At 69.3% G+C, this 26,301-nt stretch carries 25 protein-coding genes; 11 read left to right on the plus strand and 14 right to left on the minus strand.

Annotated elements, in window-relative coordinates; translation table 11 throughout:
• The first annotated feature begins 76 nt into the window (after window positions 1-76).
• Window positions 77-745 carry an outer membrane protein gene (locus tag AC1DMQ_RS08705; RefSeq protein WP_477033158.1) on the plus strand — a complete coding sequence of 223 codons (669 nt, stop codon included), beginning with the start codon at window positions 77-79 and terminating at the stop codon, window positions 743-745.
• A gap of 50 nt (window positions 746-795) precedes the next feature.
• Here the strand turns inward: AC1DMQ_RS08705 and AC1DMQ_RS08710 are convergent, their stop codons facing one another.
• Window positions 796-1,362 (minus strand): DUF1003 domain-containing protein, encoded by a 567-nt coding sequence (locus AC1DMQ_RS08710; RefSeq protein WP_477033159.1) that lies wholly within the window; start codon window positions 1,360-1,362, stop codon window positions 796-798.
• A 141-nt stretch (window positions 1,363-1,503) separates the two neighbouring features.
• Between AC1DMQ_RS08710 and AC1DMQ_RS08715 the strand changes: the two genes are divergently transcribed.
• The gene (locus tag AC1DMQ_RS08715; RefSeq protein ID WP_477033160.1) at window positions 1,504-1,683 is read left to right on the plus strand and encodes a YegP family protein; all 180 of its coding nucleotides are present in this window, start codon (window positions 1,504-1,506) and stop codon (window positions 1,681-1,683) included.
• A gap of 151 nt (window positions 1,684-1,834) precedes the next feature.
• A complete protein-coding gene (locus AC1DMQ_RS08720; protein ID WP_477033161.1) occupies window positions 1,835-2,644 on the plus strand; it encodes an SDR family oxidoreductase in 810 nt (269 codons plus the stop codon).
• Here the strand turns inward: AC1DMQ_RS08720 and AC1DMQ_RS08725 are convergent.
• The 5 genes from AC1DMQ_RS08725 to AC1DMQ_RS08745 form a co-directional block, all read right to left on the minus strand.
• Window positions 2,601-3,731: a cell wall hydrolase gene (locus tag AC1DMQ_RS08725; protein ID WP_477033162.1), complete on the minus strand. Its 1,131-nt coding sequence runs from the start codon at window positions 3,729-3,731 to the stop codon at window positions 2,601-2,603. The two genes, AC1DMQ_RS08720 and AC1DMQ_RS08725, sit on opposite strands and share 44 nt — an antisense overlap.
• Window positions 3,732-4,318: 587 nt before the next feature.
• A complete protein-coding gene (locus AC1DMQ_RS08730; RefSeq protein WP_477033163.1) occupies window positions 4,319-5,362 on the minus strand; it encodes an HAAS signaling domain-containing protein in 1,044 nt (347 codons plus the stop codon).
• A gap of 16 nt (window positions 5,363-5,378) precedes the next feature.
• A complete protein-coding gene (locus AC1DMQ_RS08735; protein ID WP_029908469.1) occupies window positions 5,379-5,708 on the minus strand; it encodes a PadR family transcriptional regulator in 330 nt (109 codons plus the stop codon).
• A 112-nt stretch (window positions 5,709-5,820) separates the two neighbouring features.
• Entirely contained in the window at window positions 5,821-6,510 is a 690-nt protein-coding gene (locus AC1DMQ_RS08740) for a MarC family NAAT transporter (protein ID WP_477033164.1), read from the minus strand.
• A gap of 83 nt (window positions 6,511-6,593) precedes the next feature.
• Window positions 6,594-7,745: an acyltransferase family protein gene (locus tag AC1DMQ_RS08745; RefSeq protein ID WP_477033165.1), complete on the minus strand. Its 1,152-nt coding sequence runs from the start codon at window positions 7,743-7,745 to the stop codon at window positions 6,594-6,596.
• Between the two features lie 195 nt (window positions 7,746-7,940).
• Between AC1DMQ_RS08745 and AC1DMQ_RS08750 the strand changes: the two genes are divergently transcribed.
• The gene (locus AC1DMQ_RS08750; RefSeq protein WP_477033166.1) at window positions 7,941-8,918 is read left to right on the plus strand and encodes a LacI family DNA-binding transcriptional regulator; all 978 of its coding nucleotides are present in this window, start codon (window positions 7,941-7,943) and stop codon (window positions 8,916-8,918) included.
• 80 nt (window positions 8,919-8,998) lie between these two features.
• The gene (locus AC1DMQ_RS08755; RefSeq protein ID WP_477033167.1) at window positions 8,999-9,397 is read left to right on the plus strand and encodes a DUF1801 domain-containing protein; all 399 of its coding nucleotides are present in this window, start codon (window positions 8,999-9,001) and stop codon (window positions 9,395-9,397) included.
• A gap of 6 nt (window positions 9,398-9,403) precedes the next feature.
• Here AC1DMQ_RS08755 and AC1DMQ_RS08760 read toward each other — a convergent pair whose 3' ends face one another.
• Together AC1DMQ_RS08760 and AC1DMQ_RS08765 are read right to left on the minus strand one after the other, a co-directional pair.
• Window positions 9,404-9,817, minus strand: coding sequence for a GFA family protein (locus AC1DMQ_RS08760; RefSeq protein WP_477033168.1), 414 nt, complete (start codon window positions 9,815-9,817; stop codon window positions 9,404-9,406).
• A gap of 94 nt (window positions 9,818-9,911) precedes the next feature.
• Entirely contained in the window at window positions 9,912-10,343 is a 432-nt protein-coding gene (locus tag AC1DMQ_RS08765) for an Lrp/AsnC family transcriptional regulator (RefSeq protein WP_477033169.1), read from the minus strand.
• 114 nt (window positions 10,344-10,457) lie between these two features.
• Here AC1DMQ_RS08765 and AC1DMQ_RS08770 point away from each other — a divergent pair, with 114 nt between their 5' ends.
• The 3 genes from AC1DMQ_RS08770 (at window position 10,458) to AC1DMQ_RS08780 (ending at window position 14,640) form a co-directional block, all read left to right on the plus strand.
• On the plus strand, window positions 10,458-11,870 hold the full coding sequence (locus AC1DMQ_RS08770) for an FAD-binding oxidoreductase (protein ID WP_477033170.1): 1,413 nt from the start codon (window positions 10,458-10,460) through the stop codon (window positions 11,868-11,870).
• A 47-nt stretch (window positions 11,871-11,917) separates the two neighbouring features.
• A complete protein-coding gene (gene amaB, locus AC1DMQ_RS08775; protein ID WP_477033171.1) occupies window positions 11,918-13,438 on the plus strand; it encodes an L-piperidine-6-carboxylate dehydrogenase in 1,521 nt (506 codons plus the stop codon).
• Between the two features lie 173 nt (window positions 13,439-13,611).
• Entirely contained in the window at window positions 13,612-14,640 is a 1,029-nt protein-coding gene (locus AC1DMQ_RS08780) for a 2-oxoadipate dioxygenase/decarboxylase family protein (RefSeq protein ID WP_477033172.1), read from the plus strand.
• Between the two features lie 159 nt (window positions 14,641-14,799).
• Here AC1DMQ_RS08780 and AC1DMQ_RS08785 read toward each other — a convergent pair whose 3' ends face one another.
• From AC1DMQ_RS08785 to AC1DMQ_RS08800, 4 genes are all read right to left on the minus strand, one after another.
• Complete coding sequence (locus AC1DMQ_RS08785) at window positions 14,800-15,180, minus strand: response regulator (RefSeq protein WP_477033173.1); 381 nt, start codon at window positions 15,178-15,180, stop codon at window positions 14,800-14,802.
• Window positions 15,177-16,235 (minus strand): sensor histidine kinase, encoded by a 1,059-nt coding sequence (locus tag AC1DMQ_RS08790; protein WP_477033174.1) that lies wholly within the window; start codon window positions 16,233-16,235, stop codon window positions 15,177-15,179. The genes AC1DMQ_RS08785 and AC1DMQ_RS08790 overlap by 4 nt, the downstream gene beginning before the upstream one ends.
• Window positions 16,236-16,564: 329 nt before the next feature.
• On the minus strand, window positions 16,565-17,164 hold the full coding sequence (gene wrbA / locus AC1DMQ_RS08795; RefSeq protein ID WP_477033175.1) for an NAD(P)H:quinone oxidoreductase: 600 nt from the start codon (window positions 17,162-17,164) through the stop codon (window positions 16,565-16,567).
• 87 nt (window positions 17,165-17,251) lie between these two features.
• Window positions 17,252-17,950 (minus strand): pirin family protein, encoded by a 699-nt coding sequence (locus AC1DMQ_RS08800; RefSeq protein WP_477033176.1) that lies wholly within the window; start codon window positions 17,948-17,950, stop codon window positions 17,252-17,254.
• Window positions 17,951-18,080: 130 nt separating this feature from the next.
• Here AC1DMQ_RS08800 and AC1DMQ_RS08805 point away from each other — a divergent pair, with 130 nt between their 5' ends.
• Entirely contained in the window at window positions 18,081-18,989 is a 909-nt protein-coding gene (locus tag AC1DMQ_RS08805; RefSeq protein WP_477033177.1) for a LysR family transcriptional regulator, read from the plus strand.
• Between the two features lie 156 nt (window positions 18,990-19,145).
• On the opposite strand, the gene AC1DMQ_RS08810 is transcribed toward AC1DMQ_RS08805, so the two are convergent.
• Both AC1DMQ_RS08810 and AC1DMQ_RS08815 read right to left on the minus strand, forming a co-directional pair.
• A complete protein-coding gene (locus AC1DMQ_RS08810) occupies window positions 19,146-19,271 on the minus strand; it encodes a hypothetical protein (RefSeq protein ID WP_477033178.1) in 126 nt (41 codons plus the stop codon).
• A gap of 137 nt (window positions 19,272-19,408) precedes the next feature.
• Window positions 19,409-20,845 (minus strand): protein adenylyltransferase SelO, encoded by a 1,437-nt coding sequence (locus AC1DMQ_RS08815; protein WP_477033179.1) that lies wholly within the window; start codon window positions 20,843-20,845, stop codon window positions 19,409-19,411.
• Window positions 20,846-21,110: 265 nt separating this feature from the next.
• Between AC1DMQ_RS08815 and AC1DMQ_RS08820 the strand changes: the two genes are divergently transcribed.
• On the plus strand, window positions 21,111-23,621 hold the full coding sequence (locus AC1DMQ_RS08820; RefSeq protein WP_477033180.1) for a TonB-dependent receptor: 2,511 nt from the start codon (window positions 21,111-21,113) through the stop codon (window positions 23,619-23,621).
• A gap of 169 nt (window positions 23,622-23,790) precedes the next feature.
• The gene (locus tag AC1DMQ_RS08825) at window positions 23,791-26,247 is read left to right on the plus strand and encodes a M20/M25/M40 family metallo-hydrolase (RefSeq protein WP_477033181.1); all 2,457 of its coding nucleotides are present in this window, start codon (window positions 23,791-23,793) and stop codon (window positions 26,245-26,247) included.
• The last annotated feature ends 54 nt before the right edge of the window (window positions 26,248-26,301 follow it).

The following is a 26,301-nucleotide window of genomic DNA, read 5'->3' on the forward strand; positions in this document are numbered from 1 at the left end:
TTTACGACACCGGTGAACCCCTCTACCGGAACGAAGTCCGATTCACGGACCAGTACCTATTTCGGGGGAAATACCTATGCGTCTGTTCATCACCACCGCCGTGGCCGCCCTGGCCATGGCCGGCGCCGCCGTCGCGCAAACCGCCGGCCCGGCGCCCGCTCCGGCCGCCGCCGCCGCGCCCGCCGCCAGCCAGTACATCTCGGTCTCGGGCGGCTTCATCGGCAAGACCGACTACGACTACAGCTTCGCCGGCGGCTACAAGGCCGACAGCGACGTCGACGCCGGCGCTCAAGGCGCGATCGCCTGGGGTTCGACGGTCGGCGGCAATTGGCGCGCCGAGATCGCCCTGGGCTATCGCAGCCAGAACAGCGACACCGTCGTCACCCTGAACGGCGCGAAGATCGGCGTCACCGACGGCAAGGTCGAGACCCTCAGCGTCGACATCAACGGCTATTACGACTTCCCGGTCGCCGGTCCGGTGAAGCCCTATCTGGGCGCCGGCATCGGCGTGGCCCAGGTGAAGTTCAGCGACGACCTGATCGACGACAAGGGCGACGCCCTGACCCTGCAAGGCATCGCCGGCGCCAGCTTCGCCGTCGCGCCGCGCATCTCGCTGTTCGTCGAGGGCCGCTACCAGTACACCGGCTCGATCAAGATCAAGACCACCAGCCCGTCGGGCGAGCGGGAAGAGAAGCTCAGCATGACCGGCCCCGGCGCCCTGGTCGGCGCGCGCTTCGCGTTCTAAGGCTTCGACAAGACGAGGGGCGCGCCGGTCAGCCGGCGCGCCCTTTTTCGTTACGCGCCGCGCTCTTCCGCCATCCGCGCCACCTGGGCCTTCAGGATCTCTAACGCCTCGGTGTTGCAGCGCAGGATCTCGACCACCTCCTGCTCGCGCAGGGCGTCCAGCTTGTCGTGCAGCCGCATGATCTCCAGCTCGGCGCGCAGGTTGACGACATAGTCGTGCTCGGCGTTCAGCCGGTCCTTCGTGGCCTGGCGGTTCTGGCTCATCATGATCACCGGCGCCTGGATCGCGGCCACGGTCGACAGGATCAGGTTGAGGAAGATGAACGGATAGGGGTCGAACGACAGGTGCAGGGGCTTCAGCCCCACGTTCAGCCCGATCCACAGCGCCAGGCACAGCGAAAAGCCGCCGATGAACGCCCACGAGCCGCCGACCGCCGCCACCTTGTCGGCCAGCCGGTCCCAGTAGGTGCGGTCGTCGGCCAGCAGCGCCTTGTTCAGGCCCGTGGGGGCCTCGGCGGCGATCAGGTCGATGACGCTCTTCTGCACCTCCGTCAGCCCGCCATAGGGCGTGGCCAGCAGGTCGCGCGACAACTGGTCGAGGCGTTGGTCCGGGGTCATGGGCGGCTCCGAAAGAAGGAATTGTAAAAGATGCGCCCGCGGGGCCGGAAGCAAGCGGCGCGCGATTGACGCCCGTCCCGCCCGGGTCGACGGTGCCCGCGTCGGCTTGACGACACAGTAAGAGCACAAGGAGCGATCCCCATGGCCCACAAGTTTCTGATCAAGAAGAACAAGGGCGGCGAGTTCGTCGCCTACTTCACCTACAACGGCGAGACCATCTTCTGGACCGAGGGCTACGCGTCGAAATCGGCGGCCAAGAACGCCATCGAGTCGATCAAGAAGAACGGTCCCGACGCCGAGACCGACGACCAGACGGACTAGGGCCGCTCATGGGGACACGCGGCAAGCGCATGTCCCCTTCCGCGCCCGGGGACATGCGCTCGCCGCGTGTCCCCACCGCGCCCACACCCTTGACCGCCCCGCCCTCCCAGGCGTCTGATCAGCGATAACAAATAAAACGGGAGGGACGCCAATGAGCGCAGCAAAGGGCCGCAAGGCCGTCTTCATCACCGGGGCCGCCAGCGGCATCGGCCTGGCCAGCGCCAAACGCTTCGCCGCCGAGGGCTGGTTCGTGGGCCTGTCCGACATCGACACGACGGGCCTGAAGGCCGCCCTCCTGGCCGTCGGCCCGGAGAACGGCGCGACCTTCCGGCTGGACGTCCGTGACCGCTCGGCCTGGACCGCCGTCCTGGCCGACTTCGCCACGCTGACCGAGGGCCGCCTGGACGTGCTGCTCAACAACGCCGGCGTCGCCAAGTTCGGCCCGTTCGACAGCCACGAGGACGCCGACGTCGACCTGCAGCTGGACATCAACATCAAGGGGGTGATCAGCGGGGCCCGCGCCGCCCTGCCCTGGCTGAAGGCCACGCCGGGCTCGCGGCTGATCAACATCTCGTCCTGCGCGGGCCTGTACGGCTCGCCCAGCCTGGCGGTCTATTCGGCCACCAAGTTCGCGGTGCGGGGCCTGTCCGAGGCGCTGGACGTCGAGTGGAAGGCGTACGGCGTCAGCGTCGCCTGCGTGATGCCGTGGTTCGTCGAGACGCCGATCCTCAACGCCGGGGCGCCGGGCAGCAACCAGAGCATGGCCGACACCCTGCGGGGCGGCGGCCTGCCGGTCTATCCCGTGGAGGACGCCGCCGAGGTGATCTGGCGCGCCGTCCACGGCAAGGAGCTGCATTATTTCGTCGGCAAGCGGGCCAAGCAGATGCGCTTCGCCAGCAACCACATGCCCGGAGCGCTTAGGAAGCAGCTCCGGTCACGGCCGCTCCTGACGCAGACTTGACCGCATCACCCGACGACGGGGACGAGGTCTTGGTCGGGTGCATGGCCGGGGCCGAGGCGGGCTCGGACGTCGGACCCAGCGGACCGCCCATGCCGCCCGGAACCGTGGCCGGCTTGTCGGGCGAGGAGATCACCACGGCGCTGGCCAGCTGGATCGGAGCGGACTTGCCGTCGGCTGTGGTCGTGGCCGGCAGGCTGGCCAGGGTGACGATCGGCAGCTCGTCGGCCGTCGACGGACGCGGCGTGCGGCTGAAGCTGTCCGGCGCGCCCGAGCGACCGCCGAAGCGGTAGAACACGTGCATGCCCACCTGGGCGACGCGCAGCAGGCGCGGGCCCCAGCCCGGCGCGACGCCGGTGGTGTGGAAGTGGGTGGCGGCGCCGACCTCGGTCATCACCGCGCCCGACAGGGCGCGCGAGGCGACCTTCTGGGCCCGGTTCCAGGCGCCCGGCTCGCGGCGGGCGCGCATCGAGCCGTCGCAGGCGAAGCTGAACTGGCAACCGACCCGCTTGTAGGCGCCTTGGAACACCACGCCGCAGATCGATTTCGGGAACGAAGGGTGGCGTACGCGGTTTAGTACGACTTGAGCCACGGCCGCCTGGCCGCTCGGGGTCTCGCCGCGGGCCTCGTAATAGACCGCCTCGGAAAGGCACTCGAGTTCACGCGAGCTTTCCAGGGCGTTGGTTAGACGGAACGGCGCGACGGCGGGATTGAATGGACCGCCGAAGCTGGTGCGAAGCATCAGGGGCTGGCGGTCGCCGTTGGTCTGCTGGCGCTGTTCGAGACGCTCGACCAGGAGGGCCGACTGCCGGTCGCGCTGGGCGCCGCCGGAGATGGTGTAGGGATCGTGGCGGCGGGCGATGGCCAGCGCGCCGGCGTCCATGCGAGACGCGGCCTGATACAGCGCCGCGTCGGAGAAGTTCCCCTCGGCGCCGTCGGCCAGGCGAGATACGCGAGCGTGCTGACTAGCGGCCTGGGCCATGCCCCCCGCAAGGTAAACGCCGCCGAGGGCCAGACCCGTGGCCGACCCAACCAATACGGCGCCGATCAGCGCGCGCGCGTCTGCGCACGTCTGCGACTTGATATACAAAACTCGTGTCCTGCGCGGCGAGGGCGGACCGCCCCCCGACAAAAACGCCCTCAGAAAACCCGGAAAAACACTATCGGGCCGCTCTGAAAGCGGAGGCTCGGCCGGTTCACGATAGTGGCCGAAGTCCTGCTTATGACCGCCTTATGACGCATCAGCCCACGAGTCGCAAGCGCATGCGGCGCCACAGCCTGAATTTTGGTCGCCCGCGCGACAGATCGAATGGTTAATTCTTTGATTCTAACGAAAAAACGCGACAGTCCCGTTTTTCCCTTTCGGAGCGAATATTCACCTCTTGGGATAGAGTTCCGTCGGGTCGCTCTCAACGGAACCCCACGGGCGTGATGCCGTTACTCTAGCGGGATCGTGTAATTGTCTCGGAGGACATATGTCTGCTCTACGCTGGGTCCCGCTATGGGTTGCGACGGCGTTAACGGTGACGGCCTGCGGACACAACATGGAGCAGCGCGCGGCCACCGGCGCGATCGCCGGAGCGGTGGTCGCCGGCCCCGTCGGCGCGGTCGTGGGGGCCGGCGCCGGGGCCGTGGTCGACAAGGTCTCGAAATAGGGATTTTCCCTAGACTGCCGCTCTAGACAGGGGCCGCGACCGAGGGTCTGGCGCCCCGAAACAGGCGCCAGAGATCGATCGCGATCTTAACCACGAACACGACGATCATCACGACCGTGGTCAGGTGGAAGCTGAGGTCCAGGGCCTGCTGCAGGCCGGCGATCGCTTCTGCGTCGGCGCCCCTGGCCCCTTCGGACGCGACCACGATCAGCCGCCCGGCCTGCAGCAGGACCGTGGCCAGCGCCAGGCCCGCCACGCTGCCGGCCACCTCCAGCGCCGCCCGCGCCCGCACCCAGGCCGGACGCAGCAGACCGACCAGGCTCGACACCAGCTGCAGGCCCGCCATGGCCAGGATCGGCCAGTACAGCGTCGCCCAGACCGGACCCGGCCGCAGGGCCATGTCGCTGCCCGTGATGTGATTGGACCAGGGCGCCTGGACCAGGCCCGTCCACCACAGGATGAACAGCGCCGTCAGGATCGCCTCCAGCAGGGCCTCGAACCGTCGCTCCAGCGGCCCCTTCGTGGGGAACAGGCCCTTCTTGCCCAGACCCTGCTTGCCCAGGCCCAGACCCAGGTCATCCAGGATCGGCAGGTCGGCGACCTTCCAGTCCGTGAAGCCGGTGCGCGGGATCCAGCCGCGCTCGAACGCCACCCCCAGCACCGTGGCGACGCCGATCATCGTCAAGCCGCTGTTGATGAAGCTGGACAGGAAGCGCGCCGGATCGGCGGCGGAGCCGGGGTCGGTGATCGTCGAGATGACGAGCGGGATCAGCGAGACCACGGCCGCCACCACCAGCAGCACCTTCACCCCGAAGATGTAGAACGGATAGATCTCGGGTCCGATCAGCGATCGGGTGGTCCCGAAACGGCCCGCCACGGCGATCGGATGGCCGAACGCCTTGAGCACGGCCTCGCGCTCCTTGGCGTTCAGCGGGCGGCCCAGTTCGGCTTCCTTCTCCTCCATCTGGTTGAGCAGGGTGTCGCGCAGCTCGGCGACGATGTCTTCACGCTGGGACTTGGGCAGCAGGGCCGCGACGGCGGCCAGGTAGCGATCGAGCAGGTCCATCAGACTGGCTCCCTCTTCAGATCAGGTTTTGCAGGGTGTCGTTCATCGCCCGCCACTCGGCGGACAGGCGGGCCAGCACGGCCTCGCCCTCGGACGACAGGCGATAAAAACGCTTCTTACGCTTGTCTTCCTCGCGCCATTCGCTGGTCAGCAGACCCTGGCTCTCCAGGCGCCGCAGCATCGGGTAGAGGGCGCCTTCGTCGATCTCCAGGCCCACCTCGGCCAGGGCCTGGCGCAGGCTGTAGCCGTAGCGCTCGACCTTCAGCTGGGCCAGGACGGCCAGGATCAGGGTCCCGCGCCGAAGCTCCTGGCGCAGGGTTTCGAAAATGTCGGCGTCTTGCGGCATGGTGTACGTCACATGGTGTGCGCCACTTGGTGTGTGGCATACACTGTGTGACACACAGTCAATGGACGAGTCAAGCCGGCGGAACGGTGTTCGACTCGCCTGGAAGCCGCCCTCAGCCGTGCCGCCAGCCGAAGAAGTCGCCGACGCCGGTGAGCAGGAACTGCATGCCGATGCAGATCAGCAGGAAGCCGAAGATGCGGGTCATGGCGTCCATGCCGCCCTTGCCCAGGAAGCGGACCATCATCTCGGCGGCCCGCAGGATCACGAAGGCAATGACCAGGGTCACCGCCATGCCCAGGATCACGCCGACATAGATGATCTCCCAATTGTGCGGGTAGTTACTGCGGATCTGGGCCGCGGCGCTGAGCACCACCGAGATCGACCCCGGCCCGGCCAGGCTGGGCATGGCCAGCGGGGTGAAGGCGACGTCCAGCTCCTGCCGCTGGCTCTGGTCGGCGACGCTTTCCGGCGTCGGCGGGGCCGGACGCGGGAACAGCATGCCGAACCCGACGCTGAGGATGATCAGCCCGCCGGCCGCTCGAATCCCCGGGATCGAGATGCCGAAGAACTCGACGATCGCCGAGCCCAGAACCAGGAAGGTGGCCAGGATGGCGAAGGCGTAGATGCAGGCGCGCACCGCCTGCTGCTTGCGCTTCTTCGCGTCAAAGCCCGCCGTCAGCGACACGTACAGCGGCGCGGTGCTGAACGGGTTCATGATCGGGAACAGCGCGCCGATCGTCAGGACCAGGGCTTCCAGGAAGATCGAGATGGGCGCGCTCCACGGGTCGTGGCGCGCGACCAAGCTCGCGCGCCCGCCCTGAGTCTGACCGTCGGCGGATCGCCGAAGCCATCCAGCGCAGACCTGACTAACGGCGCCGGAACACCTTATCCGCGCGCCGCGCGCCGCAGGAGCTTGCCGGCCAGCCAGCGCCGCGCGGGCTCGTCATAGAGCTTCAGGCAGGCATAGGCGATCGTGACGGCGGCCACGAACACCACGGCGCCGACCAGCGCGCCCTGGGCCGGCGGGACCTTCTTGTCCACGACCCAGCCGGTGTAGATGTAGATCAGCGGATAGTGGGTGATGTAGAGCGGATACGACAGGTCGCCGAAGAACCGGGCGATCCGCACCGACGCGCCGTCCGCGTTCTTCTCGCCGGCGCCGATGGCCACGATCAGCGGGAACAGCAGGATCACGCAGGCGGCTTCGTAGAGGCCGTTGATCCACAGCGCCTTGCCGCCGAACCGAGGCAACGCCAAGGCCGCGATCAGCAGCAAGCTGCAGACGGCGAAGGCGTTCTTGACCTTGATCCGCTTGCCCAGCCGCATCAGCAGCACGCCCGCGAAGAACGGGAACATCACCCGCGTCAGGCCGATGCGGACGCCGTTGGCGTCCAGCGCCCAGCCGCCGATCAGGTCGCCGCGCGCGCCGAACACCAGCAGATGGACCATGGCCAGGCCCGCCAGCGCCACCAGCACGCCCAGCGCGCGGTTCGACAGCTTCCGCAGGCCCACGGCGTAGAGGATGTTGGCGATGTACTCGTAGAACAGCGACCATTGCGGCCCGTTCAGCGGATAGATCTCGCCCCAGCCGCGGATCTCGGCCGACGGCCGCAGCGGGATCATCACGAAGCCCAGCAGCAGCACGCCGATGACCTGCCAGGCCGCGACCGTCTGCAGCTTGGGGAACAGCGAATAGTGCTGGAAGCCCAGCAGCGCCGCGCCGATCAGGCCGCCCACGATGATCATCGGCTGCAGCCGCACCAGCCGGCGCTTGTAGAATTCCCACCGGCCCATGCCCGCCCAGCGGTCGTCATAGGCGTAGGCGATCACGAAGCCCGACAGCAGGAAGAAGAAATCCACCGCCATGTAGCCGTGGTTGATGATCTGCTTGTGGGGACTGCCGCCGGAATAGGCCTCGAACAGGTGGAAGACCACCACCATCAGCGCGGCGACGCCGCGCAGGCCGTCCAGGATGACGTAGTGGTTCTTTGACGGGGCAGTCGCGTCGGTCGAGGTCGCTGCGGCGGACGAGGTCATGCGCGGTCTTGGTCCGTTTCATGGACGCGACCGAAGGGGAGTCGCGCTGAAGCGTTGCTTGGTTTATCGTTAAACCTCAAGTCTGTTTCAGAGCCTGTTTCCAGGACCGTTTCAGGCGCCGTTCGAGCGGGAAAGGCCACGACGATCCAGCGCCCCGGACGGTCCCGCGACGGCGGCAAGGTCACGATCAAGGCGGTGGCCGCCCGGGCCGGCGTCTCGGCCATGACCGTGTCGAACGTCTTCAACAACACCGGCAAGTTCAGCCGCGACACCCGCGAGCGCGTGCTCGCCGCCATCGAGGCGCTGGGCTACGTGCCCAACTCGGCCGCGCGACGGCTGGTCGGCGCCACGCCCGCCCGGATCGGCCTGCTGTACGCCGGCGTCGACAGCATGTTCATCGACGCCGTCCTGGCCGCCGCCGCCGTGGCCAGCGCCGAGCGGGGCCTGCAGCTGATCGCCCGCAAGGCCGCCTCGCCCGAGGATGCGTTGGACGTCGCCCGCGCGCTGCAGGCCTCCGGCGCGGACGCCCTGCTGCTGCTGCCGCCGTTCGACCTGGCGCTCAGCGGCTCGCCCGCCTTCCAGGCCCTGGGCCTGGCCACCGCCGCGATCGCCACGGCCGCGCCCCTGCCCGACATGTTCACCGTCCGCATCGACAACCGCGCCGCTTCCCGGGCCGTCACCGAGCTGCTGATCGCCAGGGGCCGGCGGCGCATCGCGGTCATCGCCGGTCCCCAGGATCATTCCGACGGCGTCGAGCGCCTGGAGGGCTGCCGCGAGGCGCTGGCGGCGCACGGCCTGCCCCTGGCCGACGACCACGTCATCGAGGGCCGCTTCACCTTCGAGTCGGGACTGGAGGCCACCGAACGGCTGCTGGACCTGGCCGAGCCGCCGGACGCCATCGTGGCGGCCAATGACGACATGGCCGCCGCCGCCCTGTGGACCGCGCACCGGCGCGGCCTGGCCCTGCCCCGCGACCTGGCCGTGACCGGCTTCGACGACACCCTGCTGGCCACTCGCGTCTGGCCGCCCCTGACCACGGTGCGCCAGCCGATCGACCGGATGACCGCCCGGGCCCTCGACCTCCTGCTCGACGCCCTGCGGCGAGGTCCCGAACCGGTCGCGCCCGTCGACGTCTTGGAGACCTATCATCTGGTCGAACGCGCTTCGGCCTAGACGAATGGGGGCCTAGACGAACGGGGGCCTGGACGAACGGGGGCCTGGACAACCGGACGAACGTCTGGCGCCCTGCCCGCATGACCGAGCTCTTCCGGCTTTCCGGCGCGACGCGGAAAGACCCCGGCGTCGACGCCTGGTTCGCGGCGCCCGAGCACGACCTGCGGCGGCTGGCCCAGCCGTGGTTCGAGGCCCTGCGCGCCAGCGGGCCGGACGTCGAAGTGCTGCTGCACGACGGCCGTCCCACCGCCTGCGTCGGCGGCGCGGCGTTCGCCTATGTCGACGCGTTCAGCGCCCACGTGAACATCGGCTTCTTCCACGGCGCGGCGATGGACGACCCGGCCGGCCTGCTGGAGGGCGCGGGCAAGCGCATGCGGCACGTCAAGGTCCGCTGGGGCCGGCCTGTCGACGCCGAGGCGCTGAACGCCCTGATCGCCGCGGCCTATCGGGACATCCGCGCGCGCCTGGAGGCGGAGTAGGCCCCCTTAGCCCGGCATGGCGTCGAACTGCGGCAGGTCCAGCGGCTTGACCCAGTGCAGCCGGCGCATGTCGAACATCTCCAGCATCGGCGCGATCAGGTCCGGCCGATCCAGGCTGCCCAGCTGGACGAAGACCGTTCCCGGAAACGTCTCCAGATTGTCGGTGAAAACCCGCGAGCCGCACTCCGGGCAGAACTTCCGGTCCAGCCCCTTGCCGGAATTGGCGACGTAGTGGAACGCCTTGGGCTGGCCGCTGAGCAGTTCGAAGTCGTCGGCCGGCACGCCGAAGAAGGTCGCCATCTCGCCGCCCGAAGCCCGCTTGCAGTCGTTGCAATGGCAGTTGGCGATGAAGGACGGGTCGGTGTCGAACTGGAACTTCACGGCGCCGCAGGCGCACTGGGCCGTATACTTCTTGGGCATGGCTTCTCCTTTTGATCTGGCGGGACGTCACGCAAAAGGGAACTGGGCACGCCGGCGATCTTCCATCGCCGCCGGGCCCGCGCGCAAGCCGGAGTCAGCGGTCGAACTTGGTCGACAGGATGATTGACGACGTCGTGCGCTCCACGCCCGCCACGTGGCCGATCCTGTCCAGCACCTCGTCCATCTCGGCGACGGTGGCCGTGGCGGCGAAGGCGATCATGTCGTAGTCGCCGCTGACCGAGTGCAGCAGCCGCACCTGGGGGATGGCGCGCAGGGCGGCCTCGACGGCGCGGGCCTCCTTGGGGCCGATCTTGATCATCACGTGCACCCGCACCGCCCCGTGCTCGAGGTCCGGCGCCAGGCGCGCGCCGTAGCCCAGGATCACCCCGTCGCGCTCCAGCCGCTCGATCCGGCTCTGCACCGTGGTGCGCGAGCGGCCCACCCGCCGGGCCAGGTCGGCGGTCGAGGCCCGGCCGTTGTCCTTCAGCGCGGCGATCAGCTTTTGATCGATGGGGTCGATAGGCATTTCGTCGACGCATCCCTACATTTCGCCGAAACTTAGACGGCGAACCGACGATACCGCCACTAGGATTCGACGAAACGGCGGGGATGATGTCCGCCCCTGGAGTTTTCACCGCTCGTGCTGGACAACGCCCACCAAGAGGCCCTCGCCGCGATCGTCGGTCCCAATGGCCTGATCGTCGAAGCGGCCGACCGCGCCGCCTACGAGACCCCGGCCCGCTACGCCGGCGGCGTGGCGGCGGCGGTGGTGCGCCCGGCCACGACGGCCCAGGTCTCGGCCGTGGTCGGCTACTGCGTGCGCAACGGCCTGAAGTTCACGCCCCAGGGCGCCAACACCGGCCTGGCCGAGGGCTCGACCCCGGACGCGAGCGGAACCCACCTCGTGTTGTCGCTGGACCGCTTGACCGCGCCGCTGGAGATCGACGCCGAGGACCGCACGGCCGCGGTCGGCGCCGGCGTGCGGCTGTCGGCCCTGAACGCGGCGCTGGAGCCGCACGGCCTGTTCCTGCCCATCGACCTGGGCGCCGATCCCACCCTGGGCGGCATGGCGGCCACCAACACCGGCGGGGCGCGGTTCCTGCGCTATGGCGACATGCGCCGGCACGTTCTGGGCCTGGAAGTGGTGCTGGCCGACGCGGCGGGCACTCAGCTGACGCTGTCGCACGGCCTGCGCAAGGACAACGCCGCCGTCGCCCTGCGCCAGCTGTTCGTCGGCGGCTGCGGGGCGTTCGGGGTCATCACGGGGGTGACCGTCGAGGTCCACCACCGCCCGCGCCAGACCGCCGCCGCCCTGCTGATCCCGCGCGACATCGACGCCGTCTTGCCGTTGCTGCAGGCGTTCGAGATCGGGGCCGGCTCGACCCTGACCGCCTTCGAGGGCATGTCGCGGGCCGCCATGACCCGGGCCATCGACCACGTGCCGTCGCTGGCCAATCCGTTCGCCGGCGGCGTTCCCGACTACGCCGTGCTGGTCGAGCTGACCCGCGCCTGGGCGCCGCGCGAGGGCGAGGCCAGCCTGGACGAGGTGCTGCAGCAGATCGCCGGCGACCTGCTGGAACGGGGCGACAGCCCGCTGGTCGACGCCCTGTTCGGGCCGGTCGAGAAGATGTGGGCCCTGCGCCATTCGCTGTCGGAAGGCCTGCGGGCCAGCGGGCCGGTGGTCGGCTTCGACCTGTCGTTCCGCCGCCGCGACCTTGCCCGCTTCCGCCGCGAGGCCGTGCTGATGCTGGAGGCCGACTTCCCCGACTTCGCCCTGTGCGACTTCGGCCACGTGGCCGACGGCGGGGTGCACTTCAACCTGGTCGGGCCGGCTGACGCGGAGCGCAAGGCGGCCCTGCGCGACGCGGTGCTGAGCCTGGCGGTCGATGGCTTCGACGCCAGCTTCAGCGGCGAGCACGGCCTGGGCCGGGCGTTCCAGGACGCCTACGACCGCTTCACGCCTCGGCTGGTCCAGGACTACAGCGCGGCGGTGGCGGCGGTGTTCGGGACGGGCTCGGTGGCGGTTCGGCTGGGACCGCCGAGGGCCAATTGAGCTATGAGCCCTGCCAGATCGAAATTCCAAGTTTCCAGGACTGCCCCATGACCACCCTGCCCTCCGCCGTCGCCGAAGCCCGCGCCATCCTCGAACGCCTGGGCGTCGCCACCGCCCTCGACGGCGGGGCCCTGGCCGCGCGCTCGCCGGTCACCGGCGAGGTCCTGGCCAGCCTGGCCGAGCACAGCCCCGCCCAGGCCAAGGCCGCCATCGACGCCGCCCACGACGCCTACCTGGCCTGGCGCAAGGTCCCCGCCCCGCGTCGCGGCGAGCTGGTCCGGCTGCTCGGCGAGGAGCTGCGCGCGGCCAAGACGGACCTCGCCGCCCTGGTCACCCTGGAGGCCGGCAAGGTGGTCTCCGAGGGCCTGGGCGAGGTGCAGGAGATGATCGACATCTGCGACTATGCCGTGGGCCTGTCGCGCCAGCTGTTCGGCCTGACGATCGCCACCGAGCGCCCGGCCCATCGCATGATGGAGACCTGGCATCCGCTGGGCGTGGTCGGGGTGATCAGCGCCTTCAACTTCCCCGTCGCCGTCTGGTCGTGGAACGCGGCCCTGGCCTTCGTCTGCGGCGACAGCGTCGTGTGGAAGCCGTCGGAGAAGACCCCGCTGGTGGCTCTGGCCACCCAGGCCCTGTTCGAGCGCGCCGCCGCCCGGTTCGGTCCGGACGCGCCCGCCAACCTGTCCGTGCTTCTGATCGGCGGCCGCGAGGTGGGCGAGGCCCTGGTCGACCATCCGAAGGTCCCGCTGGTCTCGGCCACCGGCTCGACGGCCATGGGCCGGACGGTGGCCCCGAAGCTGGCCGCCCGCTTCGCCCGCGCCCTGCTGGAGCTGGGCGGCAACAACGCCGCCATCGTCGCCCCCTCGGCCGACCTGGACCTGACCCTGCGCGGCGTGGCCTTCGCGGCCATGGGCACGGCGGGCCAACGCTGCACCACGCTTCGCCGGCTGTTCGTGCACGACAGCGTCTATGACGCCTTCGTCGGCCGGCTGAAGAGCGCCTATCCCAGCGTGCCCGTCGGCGACCCGCGCGCGGCCGGGGTGCTGGTCGGCCCGCTGATCGACAAGGCCGCGTTCGACGCCATGCAGTCGGCCCTGGCGGCGGCCCGTGCGGCCGGCGGCCGGGTGCTCGGCGGCGACCGCGTCGAGGTCGCCGGACCCGACGCCTATTATGTCGCCCCCGCCCTGGTCGAGATGGACGCCCAGGCCGACATCGTGAAGTCCGAGACCTTCGCCCCCATCTTGTATGTGATGCGCTACAGCGAGCTGGCCGACGCCATCGCCGCCCAGAACGACGTGGCCCAGGGCCTGTCGTCATCGATCTTCACGCTCAACGTCCGCGAGGCCGAGCTGTTCGTGTCGGGCGAGGGCAGCGACTGCGGCATCGCCAACGTCAATATCGGCCCCTCGGGCGCCGAGATCGGCGGGGCGTTCGGCGGCGAGAAGGAAACCGGCGGCGGCCGCGAGGCGGGCTCCGACAGCTGGAAGACCTATATGCGCCGCGCCACCAACACCGTGAACTACGGGACCACCCTGCCTTTGGCGCAGGGGGTCACGTTCGACGTCTGATCCCTATTCAAACCGCTCATCCCGGCGAATGCCGGGACCCAGATGGAATGGCTTTGAGGCGGGTTCCTCGAACTCTGAGCCAATCCAACCCGACACACCGCTTCAGGATCTGGGTCCCGGCATTCGCCGGGATGAGCGGATCAAGAATTGATTTCAAGGTTCCAGGACTGCCCATGAGCCACCTTTCCACCCTCGTCGCCTCGGCCGTCGGCCAGAAGGCCGCCGCCACGATCCTCGACGTGCTGGACCTCGATCCCGCCCTGACGGGCGAGGCCGAAGGCCCCGTCTCGCGCGCCGTGTTCGCCATGGCCCTGAACGCGGTGCTGTTCCACGACATCATGGGCCGGGTGCCGTTGGGTGCGGCCTACGTCTCCGAGCGCCGCGCGGCCGGCCACAAGGTGCTGTTCGACCACGGCGCCCTGCGCACGATCGACTTCGGCGAAGGCCCGACCGGGGCCCTGCCCGCCGGACACCTGGCCTTCGCGCGGATCCTGGAGCCCCTGGGCTATGACGTCGCCGACCTCTATCCGCTGGACCGCCTGAAGATGACCGGCCGGGCCTATGCCCACCTCGACCTGCCCGAGGCCATCCCACAGTTCTTCGTCAGCGAGCTGCATGTGACGCGCTTCTCGCCCGCCTTCCAGGTGATCGCCCACGCGGTGTTCGACAGCACGGCCGACGCGCTGGGCATCGAGGCCCAGCGGGCCCTGGCCGCCTTCACCGCCGAGGGGGCGTGCGACCTGGACGCCGCCCGCGCCGCCCTGCCCCAGGTCGTTTCCGCCTTCGAGCGCACCCACGGCGCCCCGCGGCTGGAGCACTACAAGGCGCTGCTCGCCGAGTCGGCCGAGGCCGCCTGGATCGCCACCGAGGGCCAGGCCTTCAACCACGCCACCGACCGGGTGCCCGACGTCGAGGCTGTGGCCGACGCCCAGAAGGCCCTGGGCCGTCCGGTGAAGGACAAGGTCGAGGTCTCCGGCTCGGGCCGCGTGCGCCAGACGGCGTTCAAGGCCCAGCCGGTCGAGCGCGTGTTCGTCACCGACGCCAAAGACGGTGGGGGCGAGGTCACCCTGACCGTGCCGGGCTCGTTCCACGAGTTCATCTCGCGCGACCGCTTCGTCGACGAAACGGGCGTCGAAAAGTTGGACCTGCGCTTCGACAGCGGCAACGCCCAGGGCATCTTCAAGATGACCGGGACGGGGTGAGGTCCTGATCCCTCTCCCCTTGCGGGAGAGGGTGGCCCTGCGGAGCAGGGTCGGGTGAGGGGTCGATGGCGCGTTCAACCGCGCACGGCGGACAGGTCTGAGAGACCCCTCATCCGTCGGCTTCGCCGACACCTTCTCCCGCAAGGGGAGAAGGATTTTCTACCCCGCCAACGCCCGCCCGATGGCGCCTCGCAGCTGCCGGTCCGACACCGGCTTGAACAGCACGTCGGTCGGGTGGTCCTCGTAGATCCGGTCGATCGTGGTGGGTTCGCGCGAGCCGGTGATGAAGATCACCTTGGAGCCGACCGTGGCGTGGATGGCCAGGGCGGCGTCGACGCCGTCCTTCTCGCCGCGCAGCCGCACGTCCATCAGCACCACCTCGGGCTTGTGCATCATGGCCAGGGCCAGGGCCTCGTCGGCGGTGGTGGCCGTGCCGCACACCTCCATCTCCATGTCCTCGACCTGCATGCACAGGCCCTGGGCGATCAGGAACTCGTCGTCGACGACCAGCACCACGCGGTTGAGAGCGGCGGCGCTCATGCGGCCACCGGTTCGGCGACGCGGATTTCGCTGCGCGTCTCGCCCCGTCGACTTTGAACCATGATCGTACCCTCCAACTGAGCAACCAATCCCTCGATGATGGTGGAGCCCAGGGCCATCTTGACCCCTGGCTCGCCCCCAAAACCTTCGCCCGCGTCGCCGCGGCTGTAGCCCTGGCCGTTGTCGGCGACGACCAGCAGCAGGCCGCCGCTCTCCGCCCGGCTCAGGCTGACGTCGATCTCGCCCCGGCCGTCCGGGAAGGCGTGCTTGAGCGAGTTGGTCACCAGCTCGTTGACCAGCAGGCCCAGCGGAATGGCGAAATCCAGGCCCACGTCCAGCGGGATGGCCTGGACCGACAGGTCGATGTCGCTGACGCCGCCGCCGTGCACGATGTTGCTCGACAGCTCGCTCAGGAACGGCGCGATGTCGAAGGTCTTCAGGTCGTCCGAGCCCATCAACTGCTGGTGCACCAGGCCCAGGGCGTAGATCCGGTCGCGCAGGCCGCGCAGGGCCTTCTTGGCCTCGGGGTCGGGCATCTGGCGCGTCTGCATCACCAGCAGGCTGTCGACCATCTGCAGGTTGTTCTTCACGCGGTGATAGACCTCGCGCAGCAGCAGGTCGCGCTGCTCCAGGGCGGCGGTCAGCTCGGCCGTGCGCGCCTCGACCCGGCGCTCCAGCTCGGCGGCGGACGGCAGGGCGGCCAGCTTGGGCAGCAGGGGCCACAGGATGGCCGCCGTGGCGATCGACAGGATGGCCGTGACCAGCTTGATCAGCCCCTCGACCCCATAGGCGGGCACCCACAGCGTGAGGATGGCCATCAGGTGGGTGGTGCCGCAGGCCAGGATGAAGGCCACGAACAGATAGGCCACCCAGCTGTACTGGATATCGGGACGGCGCTTGATGAAGGCGGCGATGGCCAGGGGGATGGAGAGGTAGGCCAGGCCGATGACCACGTCGGATCCGGCGTGCAGCGCCACCAGGCCGGGGGCCCAACTGAGACAGAAGCCGTGGGGCGTCAGCCCCGAAGGATTGAGCAGCCAGTCGAGCAGCGACATATCCCACGCCTCCTGGCCAGCGCGCCGTTTCCACGGCGCGGCGATCAAAAAGCCCCCCGGCTCATGAAGGCAGAAAACAACCGTCGCCGGTAGTGTTTTCGCGCCGCCTTGGTTAGCGCCGCGCCGGGCGCCGCTTTGCGGGCAAACGAAGGCCGGCTGGCTCCGGGGGAGAGCCAGCCGGCCTTCGGCGGTCGGTTCCCGCGGGGGAGGATGAACCGGCCGCGGGGCCTTCCAGGGCGTCTACAGACGGGGGGCGACGCGATGGAAGGCCGGGGAAAACCAGCTCCCGGACGGACCGCCCGTCTTGGACGATCCGACCCTGGCCTGGCTTAGCCGAACAGCTTGGCCGCGGTCTTGGCGACCAACTCGCCCTGGTGGCGGGCGCCGTCCAGTTCCAGCTGGCTGGGCTGACGCGAACCGTCGGCGCCGGCGATCGTGGTGGCGCCGTAGGGCGCGCCGCCGACGATTTCCTCCAGGGTCATCTGGCCCTGGTGGCTGTAGGGCAGGCCGACGATGGTCATGCCGAAGTGCAGCAGGTTGGTGATGATCGAGAACAGGGTGGTCTCGTTGCCGCCGTGCTGGGTGGCCGACGAGGTGAAGGCGCCGCCCACCTTGCCGTTCAGCGCGCCGCGGGCCCACAGGCCGCCGGCCTGGTCGAGGAAGTTGGCCATCTGCGAGCTCATGCGGCCAAAGCGGGTGCCCGTGCCGACGATGATGGCGTCGTAGTTTTCCAGTTCGGCGATCGTGGCGACCGGCGCGGCCTGGTCCAGCTTGAAGTGCGACTTCACCGCGACCTCTTGCGGCACCAGCTCGGGCACGCGCTTGACGTCGACCGTGGCGCCGGCGGCGCGGGCGCCCTCGGCGACGGCGTTGGCCATCGTCTCGATGTGGCCGTAGGCGGAGTAGTAGAGAACGAGAACCTTGGCCATGACGGCCTCCTGATGAGTGGGGGGGGGGGGTGAAGTCGGGATGGGCTGGGGACAGGCGCATGCGCCTGTCCCCTTCGGGTGTGGTGACTAGGCGGCGTCGACGAGCACCAGCTCGGCGTCTTCCAACGCTTTCACGCGGATGACGGCCTCGTCTTGGATGGCCGCGCCGTCGCGGGTGTTCAGGGTCACGCCGTTGACCTCGACCTTGCCGGTCGACGGCACCAGGTAGCCCTTGCGGTCGGCGCCGATCGCGTACTCGGTCGTTTCACCCGCCTTCAGCGTGGCGCCCAGGACGCGGGCGTCGGTGCGGATCGGCAGGGCGTCGGTGTCGCCCTCGAAGCCGCTGGCCAGGGCCACGAACTTGCCGCTGCGGTCGCCCTTGGGGAACGGCTTGGCGCCCCAGGCCGGACCCTCGCCGCGCTTGTTCGGGATGATCCAGATCTGGAAGATCTTGGTCGCGGTGCTTTCCAGATTGTACTCCGAGTGGCGGATGCCGGTGCCGGCGCTCATCACCTGGACGTCGCCCGCCTCGGTGCGGCCCTTGTTGCCCAGGTTGTCCTGGTGGGTGATCGCGCCTTCGCGGACATAGGTGATGATCTCCATGTCGGCGTGCGGGTGGGGCGGAAAGCCCGTGCCGGCCTCGATGGTGTCGTCGTTCCACACCCGCAGGGCGCCGTGATGGACGCGGCGCGGGTCGTGGTAGTCGGCGAACGAGAAGTGATGCTTGGCGTCCAGCCAACCGTGGTTGGCGCCGCCCAGGCTGTCGAAGGTCCGAACATCGATCATGGTCTTGTCTCCGGGAGACGCGCCCCCGAGAAATAAGGGGTGGGGCCGTCTCTGTTGGAGGGAAGATGGGCTCTTGCGTCGCAGTCTGAAATGGAAATGATCGAAACTCATCGTTTCGGAATGTGACCTAATGAAACTCCCCGACTTCGAGGCCTGGGCGGTGTTCGCCAAGGTGGCCGAGACCGGCTCGTTCGTCGGGGCGGCCCAGCAGCTGAACCTGTCGAAGGCCACGGTCTCCAAGGCCGTCACCCGGCTGGAGACGCGGCTGGGGGCGACGCTCTTTCACCGGACCTCCAGGCGGCTGTCGCTGACCGAGGCGGGCCGGGCCTCGCTGCACCGGGCCAGCCACATCCTGCAGGAGGGCGAGGCGCTGGAGGCCGAGGCCTCGGCCCAGTCGGCCACGCCGCGCGGCCTGGTGCGGGTGGCCGCCCCGATGTCGTTCGGCATCGCCCATCTGGGCCCGGCCCTGCCGGAGTTCTTCGCGCTGTATCCCGAGGTGTCGGTCGAACTGTCGCTGTCGGACCAGCTGGTCGACATCGTCGAGGACGGCTTCGATCTGGCCCTGCGGATCTCGGCCCTGGAGGACTCCAGCCTGCTGGCCCGGCGACTGTGCCCGGTGCGGGTGATGCTGGTCGGCTCGCCGGCCTATTTCGACAGGCACGGCCGGCCCAGCCACCCCAAGGACCTGACCGCCCATCGCGGCCTGTTCTACACGGGCAGCCGGTCCAAGGACGTCTGGCGGTTCCAGCATGCCGACCACGGACAATACGCCGTCAGCGTGCCCTCGCCCCTGCGGGTCAACAACGCCGACATCCTGCGGCCGTCGCTGCTGGCGGGCCTGGGCCTGGCCATGCAGCCTGACTTCCTGGCCAGGGGCGACGTCAAGGCGGGCCTGCTGGAGGAGGTCCTGGCCGACTGGGCTCCGCCGCCCATCGCCCTGCACCTGGTCACTCCGCCCAGCACCATCCGCCCGGCCCGGGTGGAGGTGCTGATCGCGTTCCTGGCCAAGCGACTGGGAAGCGCGCCGTGGTTGGGGTGAGGCAAACCCCAAGATCCGATCATCCCGACGAATGCCGGGACCCAGATCCTATGGCTGGGAGGCTGATTGGAAACACGCGACGCTCATGGCGTCAGCTTCCGCGCCATTCCATCTGGGTCCCGGCATTCGCCGGGATGAGCGGATACAAAATGGCCCCTAAGCCATCTCGTGCTTGTCGCTGAGGCATTCGCTGATGGCGCGGGCGCAGCCCGGCAAGCCCAGGGCGCCGATGAAAGACATGGCGACCGCACAGACCAGCATCACGGGTTGGAAGAAACGCATGCGAAATTCTCCACAGGCCACTTCGTTCGTAGGGCGAGCTTCAACCCAGATAAGGCTGAAGCTTGACGTTTGTTCCTGCCGACCATGGGCCTAAGTCGGAAAAGCTCAGCGTGCGGCAGATATGTCTCACCCGTATGTCAGTCTCCCAACGCATAGGCGACACGAGCGGCTTCAATTCGCCGCAGTTTTGCCTGCAGCGGCGACCAGTCGTCCGCCTCCGCGATCGGCGCCCACAGGGCTTCGACCTCGTCGATCAGCATCTCTTCGGGCTCGGATTGGGCGAAAACCGGGCTTTCCAGCCGTTCGGGGCGGTCGGTCTCGAACCCGGCCAGCTTGCGACGGAAGTCCAGGAACGCCTCTTGTCCGTACAAGTCGCCGCGCGGACCGGCCAGGGCGCGGGCCTGCGATGCCTCGCCGCCGAACCAGTCGAAGAAGAACGGCTCCCAGCGCAGTGATTCGCCGCCGCTGGCCCCGCCCGCCGCCAAAGCCACGAACGCGGCCTGGACCAGGGCGACATCGTCCTCGGCCGAGCGGCTCTTCAGCCCCAGGCGGTCCAGCATCGCCGCGCGCAGGGCGTCGCGATAGAGGTCGGAGAAGGTGTTGAGGGCGGCGATCAGCCCGGCGTCGTCGGTCACCTGGGCCAGGCAGCCGGCCAGTTGCTGCAGGTTCCAGAACACCGTCTCGGGCTGGCGGCCGAAGCTGTAGAGCCCCGAATGGTCGAAATAGGCGGCCGTGAAGTTCGGATCATTCCGGGGCAGGAACCGCCAGGGGCCGTAGTCGAAGCTTTCGCCGGTGACCACCATGTTGTCGGTGTTGAGCACCCCGTGCACGAAGCCGGCCGCCATCCAGCGGGCCAGCAGTCGGGCGCTGGCGGCGACCACCCGCTCCATCAGCGCCCTGGGCCGGTCGGACTCGTCGGCCGCATCGGGGAAGTAGGTCTCGACCGCGTGGTCGACCAGCTTGGCGAGGTTGTCGGGCCGCTCCAGGAAGGCCTGGCGCTGGAAGGTGCCGAACCGGATGTGGCTGTGCGACAGCCGGGTCAGCACGGCCGAGCGCGTGGGGCTGGGCTCGTCGCCGCGCACCAGGTCCTCGCCGGTCTCGACCAGGGAGAAGGCCCGCGAGGTGGGAACGCCCAGGGCCTCCAGCATCGACGCGGCCAGGATCTCGCGCACCCCGCCCTTCAGGGTCAGCCGTCCGTCGCCGGCCCGCGACCACGGCGTCTGGCCCGAGCCCTTGGTGGCCAGATCCAGCAGCCGTCCGCTGGGAGTTTCCCTAAGTTGGGCGAACAGGAAGCCCCGCCCGTCGCCCAGGTCGGGGTTGTAGCTGCGGAACTGATGGCCGTGATAGCGCATGGCCAGCGGGCCGGGCTGATTGTCCGGCAACGGCGCGAAACGCGCGAAATGCGCCAGCCATTCGGCGTCGGTCAGCCCTTCCAGCCCCACGCTCGCCGCCGCGCGGTCGTTGCGGAACCGCAGGATCGTCTGGGGGAAGTCGGCGGGCGCGACCGGATCGGCGAACTCCGGGCCAAGGCGCATGAAGACCGGATCGGGGCGGTAGGTAGCGGATATCGGCATCTCCCCGACATGAGCCGCCGGGCGCCCCGGCGCAAGCACGCCGATCGTGTTTCGAACCAACGGAACAATGGGGATGGTCGGCGAACGCTGTCGCATCCGCGCAACAGACGTTCTCGAACCGTTAAACCATAAGGTTTTTCCTTGCCGAGTACGCAGCGGGACCGTAACCCTTGCGTGTCAATTCGAACAAACGTTCGGGTTAAGACCAAATCAAAAGGCGGGGGCGATGCAAGCGCTCACGTCATAAAACGAACCGAGGTAGGAAATGCGCTTTACTCAGGTGCTTTGCGGCACGGCGTCCGCCGTCGTGCTCGCCGGTCTGACCCCGCTGGCGGCTCAGGCCCAGGATACCGAAACCCAAACCGTCGACAGCATCGTCGTCACCGCCCAGAAGCGCGAGCAGAACCTGCAGGACGTGCCGGTGGTGGTCACCGCGGTCGGCGCCAAGCTGCTGCGCGACACGGGCGTCAAGGACATCAAGGATCTGACGATCCTGACCCCCGGCCTGACCGTGACCTCGACCACGTCGGAAGCCTCGACCACCGCCCGCATCCGCGGCGTCGGCACGGTCGGCGACAACCCCGGCCTGGAAAGCTCGGTCGGCATCGTGATCGACGGCGTCTATCGCCCCCGCAACGGCGTCGGCTTCGGCGACCTGGGTGAAATGGAGCGCATCGAGGTCCTGAAGGGTCCGCAAGGCACCCTGTTCGGCAAGAGCACCTCGGCCGGCGTCATCAACATCGTCACCAAGGAACCGGAATTCGGCTTCGGCGCCGAGGCCGAGGCGACGATCGGCAACTTCAACGCCCACGGCCTGGCCGCCTCGGTGACCGGTCCGCTGTTCGGCACCGAAACCCTGGCCGCCCGCCTGTACGTCGCCGCCCGCGAGCGCGACGGTTACAACGACGTGGTCACCGGCAAGGGTCCCAGCGACCGCGACGAAGACGCCGACCAGGGCTTCTACACCGTCCGCGGCCAGCTGCTGTTCGTTCCGGACGACAAGTCGACCTTCAAGCTGATCGCCGACTACAGCAAGCGCGACGAAAACTGCTGCGGCGCCGTGCAGATCCGCACCGGCCCGACCGCCGCCGTGCTGGGCCTGCTGAACGGCGGCGCGGCCCTGGCCAGCCCCGCCGATCCCTTCAACCGCGTCGCCTATTCGAACCGCGGCGCGCCGTCGTCGGTCGAGGACAAGGGCGTGTCGCTGCAAGGCGTGATCGACACCCCCGTCGGCGAGCTCACCTCGATCTCGGCGATCCGCAACTGGCGCACCGACAACGGCCAGGACTCGGACTTCACCACCGCCGACATCGCCTATCGCGTGAAGGACGGCACCAACTACGCCGAGTTCACCACCTTCAGCCAGGAAATCCGCCTGGCCGGTCAGACCGAGAAGTTCGACTGGCTGGTCGGCGCGTTCCTGGCCGACGAGCGGCTCGATAACAAGGCCAACTTCCTCTACGGCAACAACTACGAGCAGTATCTGGGCCGCCTGCTGTCGGCCGGCGTCGCCCCGGGCGGCGTCGCCAACTTCGTGGCCCTGCTGCTGAACCGCGCGCCGGGCACCAGCTATGTCGGCGGCCAAGGCCTGCACGACACCTACAAGCAGCGCGCCACCACCGTCGCCGGCTTCACCAACAACACCTGGCACGTGACCGACGCCTTCGACATCACCGCCGGCCTGCGCTACTCGATCGACGACAAGACGCTGGACACCTATCAGACCACCAGCGACGGCGGCGTGGCCTGCGCCACCGCCCTGTCGCCGGCCGGCCAGGCCCGCATCGCCGGCATCGTCGGCGCGGCCAACGCCTCGACCGTGATCGGCAACCTCTGCCTGCCCTGGGCCAACCCGCTGTTCAACGGCCGCGGCACCAAGCAGAACCGCAAGGACAAGGAATGGAGCGGCACCCTCAAGGCGTCGTACCGCTTCTCGCCCGAGGTGTTCACCTACGGCTCGTACGCCCGCGGCTACAAGGGCGGCGGCTTCAACCTGGACCGCACCCAGTCGTCCAACGGCCTGCCCACCGGCGGCCTGGGCGTCGTGCCGATCACCGACACCTCGTTCCCCGCTGAGTTCGTCGACAGCTACGAACTGGGCATGAAGAACACCCTGTTCAATCGCTCGGTGCTGTTCAACATCACGGGCTTCTATCAGGAGTTCAGCGACTTCCAGCTGAACACCTTCCTGGGCACCTCGTTCGCGGTGCGCTCGATCCCGGAAGTGACCTCCAAGGGCGTCGACGTCGACTTCCTGTGGTTCACCCCGGTTCGCGGCCTGTCGATCCAGAGCGGCCTGAGCTACGCCAAGACGCGCTACGGCGACCAGGCGATCCCGAACGATCCGACCAACGCCCTGGCCCTGCTCCCGGGCAGCCAGATGTCGCTGGCTCCGGAATGGTCGGGCTCGGCCTCGATCACCTACGAGCGTCCGGTGGGCGACAACATGAAGGCCCGCTTCAACGTCGGCGCCAAGTACTCGTCCGACTACAACACCGGTTCGGACCTGTTCCCGCCGAAGGTCCAGGAGGACTACACCGTGGTCAACGGCCGCATCGCCCTGAGCTCTCAGGACGACAAGTGGACCGTGGAGCTGTGGGGTCAGAACCTGTTCGACGAAGAGTACAAGCAAGTGGCCTTCAACGGCTTCCTGCAAGGCTCGTCGGGCCTGTCGGCCACCAACAAGGTCTACAATCCGGCCGCCGACACCATCACCTACGACGCCTTCCTGGGTGCGCCGCGCACCTACGGCCTGACCCTGCGGGCCAAGTACTAGGCGACAACGAGACCGGCGGCGGCCTCACGGCCGTCGCCGCCAGACCTGAAGGGCGATCCGGGCGACCGGGTCGCCCTTTTCGTTTGGGTTCAAATCGTTTTCGGCCAAGCTTTCAACGAATCCCGAACCGCCCCACCCTGCCGCGGGGGATTCGCTGCGGAGGCGCATCATGAAGACCGTCCGGCTGCTCGGCGTCTGGGTCTGTCTGTTGCTGGGCCTGGCGATCGCCAACCTGGCCTTGCGAACGCCCCCGCCCCTGCCGGCCAACGCCCCCGCCGACCAGTTCTCGGCCACGCGCGCCATGGCCGACGTCCGGGCCATTGGCCGCAAGCCCCACCCGATCGGCTCGGGCGAGATCGTCCGGGTCCGCGACCATCTGCTGTCCCGCGTCAACGACCTGGGGCTGGAGGTGCTGGTGCGGCCCGGCGAGGGCGTGCGCGACGCGGCCAAGTGGTCGCCGCGCTCGATGGCCGTCGGCGCGGTGCAGAACATCGTCGCCACCCTGCCCGGGACCGACCGCCAGGCGCCGGCCGTGCTGGTGATGAGCCACTACGACACCGTCCACAACTCGCCCGGCGCGGCCGACGACTCGGCCGGCGTCGCCGCCGCCCTGGAGATCGCCCGCGCCCTGCAGGCCGGCCCGCGACCGGCTCGCGACGTGATCTTCCTGTTCACCGACGGCGAGGAGCCGGGCCTGCTGGGCGCCGAGGCGTTCTTCGGCCGCGATCCCTTGCGCGAGCACGTCGGCGTGGTGGTCAACATGGAGGCCCGGGGCGACGCCGGCCGCGCGGCCATGTTCCAGACCGGATCAGACAGCGGCGACCTGATCCGCCTCTATGCCGGCGCGGCACACCAGCCGACCGCCAACTCGCTGGCCGCCGCCATCTACAAGCGGATGCCCAACGACACCGACTTCACCCACGCCCTGCGCAAGGGCCTGCCGGGGCTGAACTTCGCCTTCATCGACGACCAGCTGGCCTATCACACGCCCCTGGCCACGCCCGAGCACCTGAACCAGGGCAGCCTGCAGAACCTGGGCGACCAGGCCCTGCCCACCGTCCGGGCCCTAGCCATGGGCGGCGCCCTGCCGGCCAGGTCGCCGGACCTGATCTATTCCGACGTCCTGGCCCTGGGCCTGGTGGCCTATCCGGTAAACGTGGGCTGGGCGATCCTGGCGGTGGCGGGGCTGCTGATCCTCTTCACCGGCTATCGCGCCCTGCGCGGCAAGGCCGTGACCTTTGTCGAGATCCTGCGCGGGATCGCCGGCTTCCTGCTGCTGGCCGCCGCGGCGATCCTGGCCCTGCACCTGGCCGGCCGGCTGATCGGGATCAGCGACCAGCAGCGCTATTACGCGATCCTGGGCCAGTTCAACGTGCTGCTGCCCGGCGCCGGCGTCCTCCTGATCGGGGTGTGCCTGTTCGTCCTGACCCTGCAGGCGCGCGGCGTGGGCGGGATCTGGGGCCGGGTCTGGATCAGCGTGGCGGGCCTGGCGGTCGGTGGAGCGTGCAGCCTGGTCGGCGGTTTCGATCCCGTGGGCCTGGGCCTGGGCGCCGCCATCGTCGTCCTGGCCTGGCTGAGCCTGGGCAAGGGCGTGGGCGTGTTCGGCGCCTGGCTGGGCGCGCTGCTGGTGGTGCTGGGCCTGGCGATCACGGTCCAGGCGCTGCTGCCCGGCGGCTCGGTGATGCTGGCCTGGCCGCTGCTGGCCGCCAGCCTGGTGGCCGCCCTGGTCATGGCCGTGGGCGGAACCCGCGACCGCCGGGTGGCCTGGGCCCTGACCCTGGTCGTTTGCATCGTGGCCGTCGCGGTCGTCGCCCAGCTGGGCGCCTGGGGGGCCTGGACCTTCGCGGGCGTGGGCTTGACCGAGCCGGCGGTGCTGGCGGTGTTCGCCGTCCTGGCCGCCCCGGCTCTTCTGCCACTGGCCTTCGACTTCGCCGCCTATCGCTGGGCCCCGGTGTTCGCCGGCGTGGCGGTGGCGGCCGGGGTCGGCCTGCTGGCCTATGCGGGCCTGGGCGACGGCGGGCCGGACCGGCCGCGCGTGGCCGAGGCCAGCCACCTGGCCGACCTGTCGACCGGCACGGCCTGGCGGGTCTCGCCGCAGCCGCGCCTGGACCCCTGGTCGACCGTGGTGCTGTCGGACAACGACGCCAAGCCGGTGCGCCAGGCCTATCCGCCCCTGTTCCGCGAGCCGGTGTGGATGGCCCCGACCGCCGTGCTGCCGGTCGAACGGCCGGTGCTGGTGATCGACCGGGCCGGCGACCGCCTGCTGGTCCGCGCCGTGCCGACGGCGGGCGCCGAGGTCCTGACCCTACGGCTGCGGCCCAGCGTCGACCTCAACGAACCGCGCCTGAACGGCCGTCCGATCGCCCTGCCGACCAAGGCTGGCCAGTGGACCAGCCTCAGCTACCACGCCCCCGACCCCAACGGCGTCACCCTCAGCTTCACCGCCCGGCCGGCCGGCAAGGTCGAGGTGGCGGTGATCGAGATCCGCGACGGCTGGCCGCGCGGGGTGTCGGCCATCCCCGCCAAGCCGGCGGGACTGATGGGCATGGGCTATTCGGACAAGACGATCGTGCTGGATCGCGGGGCGCTGAGCTGGCCGGCGTTCGTGGAGGGGGCGGAGGAGTAGGCGGGGACATGCACTTGTGCGTGTCCCCAAACCTTGGCGCGGCGCTTGCTGATG

Source organism: Caulobacter sp. 05L422 (assembly GCF_056397765.1).

Coding starts and splice junctions, on each gene's coding strand:
- AC1DMQ_RS08715 (WP_477033160.1), top strand. CDS start 1,504: ATGGCCCACAAGTTTCTGATCAAGAAGAACAAGGGCGGCGAGTTCGTC.
- AC1DMQ_RS08760 (WP_477033168.1), bottom strand. CDS start 9,817: ATGCCCAAGAAGTATACGGCCCAGTGCGCCTGCGGCGCCGTGAAGTTC.
- AC1DMQ_RS08765 (WP_477033169.1), bottom strand. CDS start 10,343: ATGCCTATCGACCCCATCGATCAAAAGCTGATCGCCGCGCTGAAGGAC.
- AC1DMQ_RS08810 (WP_477033178.1), bottom strand. CDS start 19,271: ATGCGTTTCTTCCAACCCGTGATGCTGGTCTGTGCGGTCGCCATGTCT.
- AC1DMQ_RS08815 (WP_477033179.1), bottom strand. CDS start 20,845: ATGCCGATATCCGCTACCTACCGCCCCGATCCGGTCTTCATGCGCCTT.
- amaB (WP_477033171.1), top strand. CDS start 11,918: ATGACCACCCTGCCCTCCGCCGTCGCCGAAGCCCGCGCCATCCTCGAA.
- AC1DMQ_RS08745 (WP_477033165.1), bottom strand. CDS start 7,745: ATGACCTCGTCCGCCGCAGCGACCTCGACCGACGCGACTGCCCCGTCA.
- AC1DMQ_RS08820 (WP_477033180.1), top strand. CDS start 21,111: ATGCGCTTTACTCAGGTGCTTTGCGGCACGGCGTCCGCCGTCGTGCTC.
- AC1DMQ_RS08735 (WP_029908469.1), bottom strand. CDS start 5,708: ATGCCGCAAGACGCCGACATTTTCGAAACCCTGCGCCAGGAGCTTCGG.
- AC1DMQ_RS08825 (WP_477033181.1), top strand. CDS start 23,791: ATGAAGACCGTCCGGCTGCTCGGCGTCTGGGTCTGTCTGTTGCTGGGC.
- AC1DMQ_RS08780 (WP_477033172.1), top strand. CDS start 13,612: ATGAGCCACCTTTCCACCCTCGTCGCCTCGGCCGTCGGCCAGAAGGCC.
- AC1DMQ_RS08785 (WP_477033173.1), bottom strand. CDS start 15,180: ATGAGCGCCGCCGCTCTCAACCGCGTGGTGCTGGTCGTCGACGACGAG.
- AC1DMQ_RS08755 (WP_477033167.1), top strand. CDS start 8,999: ATGACCGAGCTCTTCCGGCTTTCCGGCGCGACGCGGAAAGACCCCGGC.
- AC1DMQ_RS08790 (WP_477033174.1), bottom strand. CDS start 16,235: ATGTCGCTGCTCGACTGGCTGCTCAATCCTTCGGGGCTGACGCCCCAC.
- wrbA (WP_477033175.1), bottom strand. CDS start 17,164: ATGGCCAAGGTTCTCGTTCTCTACTACTCCGCCTACGGCCACATCGAG.
- AC1DMQ_RS08730 (WP_477033163.1), bottom strand. CDS start 5,362: ATGGACCTGCTCGATCGCTACCTGGCCGCCGTCGCGGCCCTGCTGCCC.
- AC1DMQ_RS08705 (WP_477033158.1), top strand. CDS start 77: ATGCGTCTGTTCATCACCACCGCCGTGGCCGCCCTGGCCATGGCCGGC.
- AC1DMQ_RS08805 (WP_477033177.1), top strand. CDS start 18,081: ATGAAACTCCCCGACTTCGAGGCCTGGGCGGTGTTCGCCAAGGTGGCC.
- AC1DMQ_RS08710 (WP_477033159.1), bottom strand. CDS start 1,362: ATGACCCCGGACCAACGCCTCGACCAGTTGTCGCGCGACCTGCTGGCC.
- AC1DMQ_RS08800 (WP_477033176.1), bottom strand. CDS start 17,950: ATGATCGATGTTCGGACCTTCGACAGCCTGGGCGGCGCCAACCACGGT.
- AC1DMQ_RS08720 (WP_477033161.1), top strand. CDS start 1,835: ATGAGCGCAGCAAAGGGCCGCAAGGCCGTCTTCATCACCGGGGCCGCC.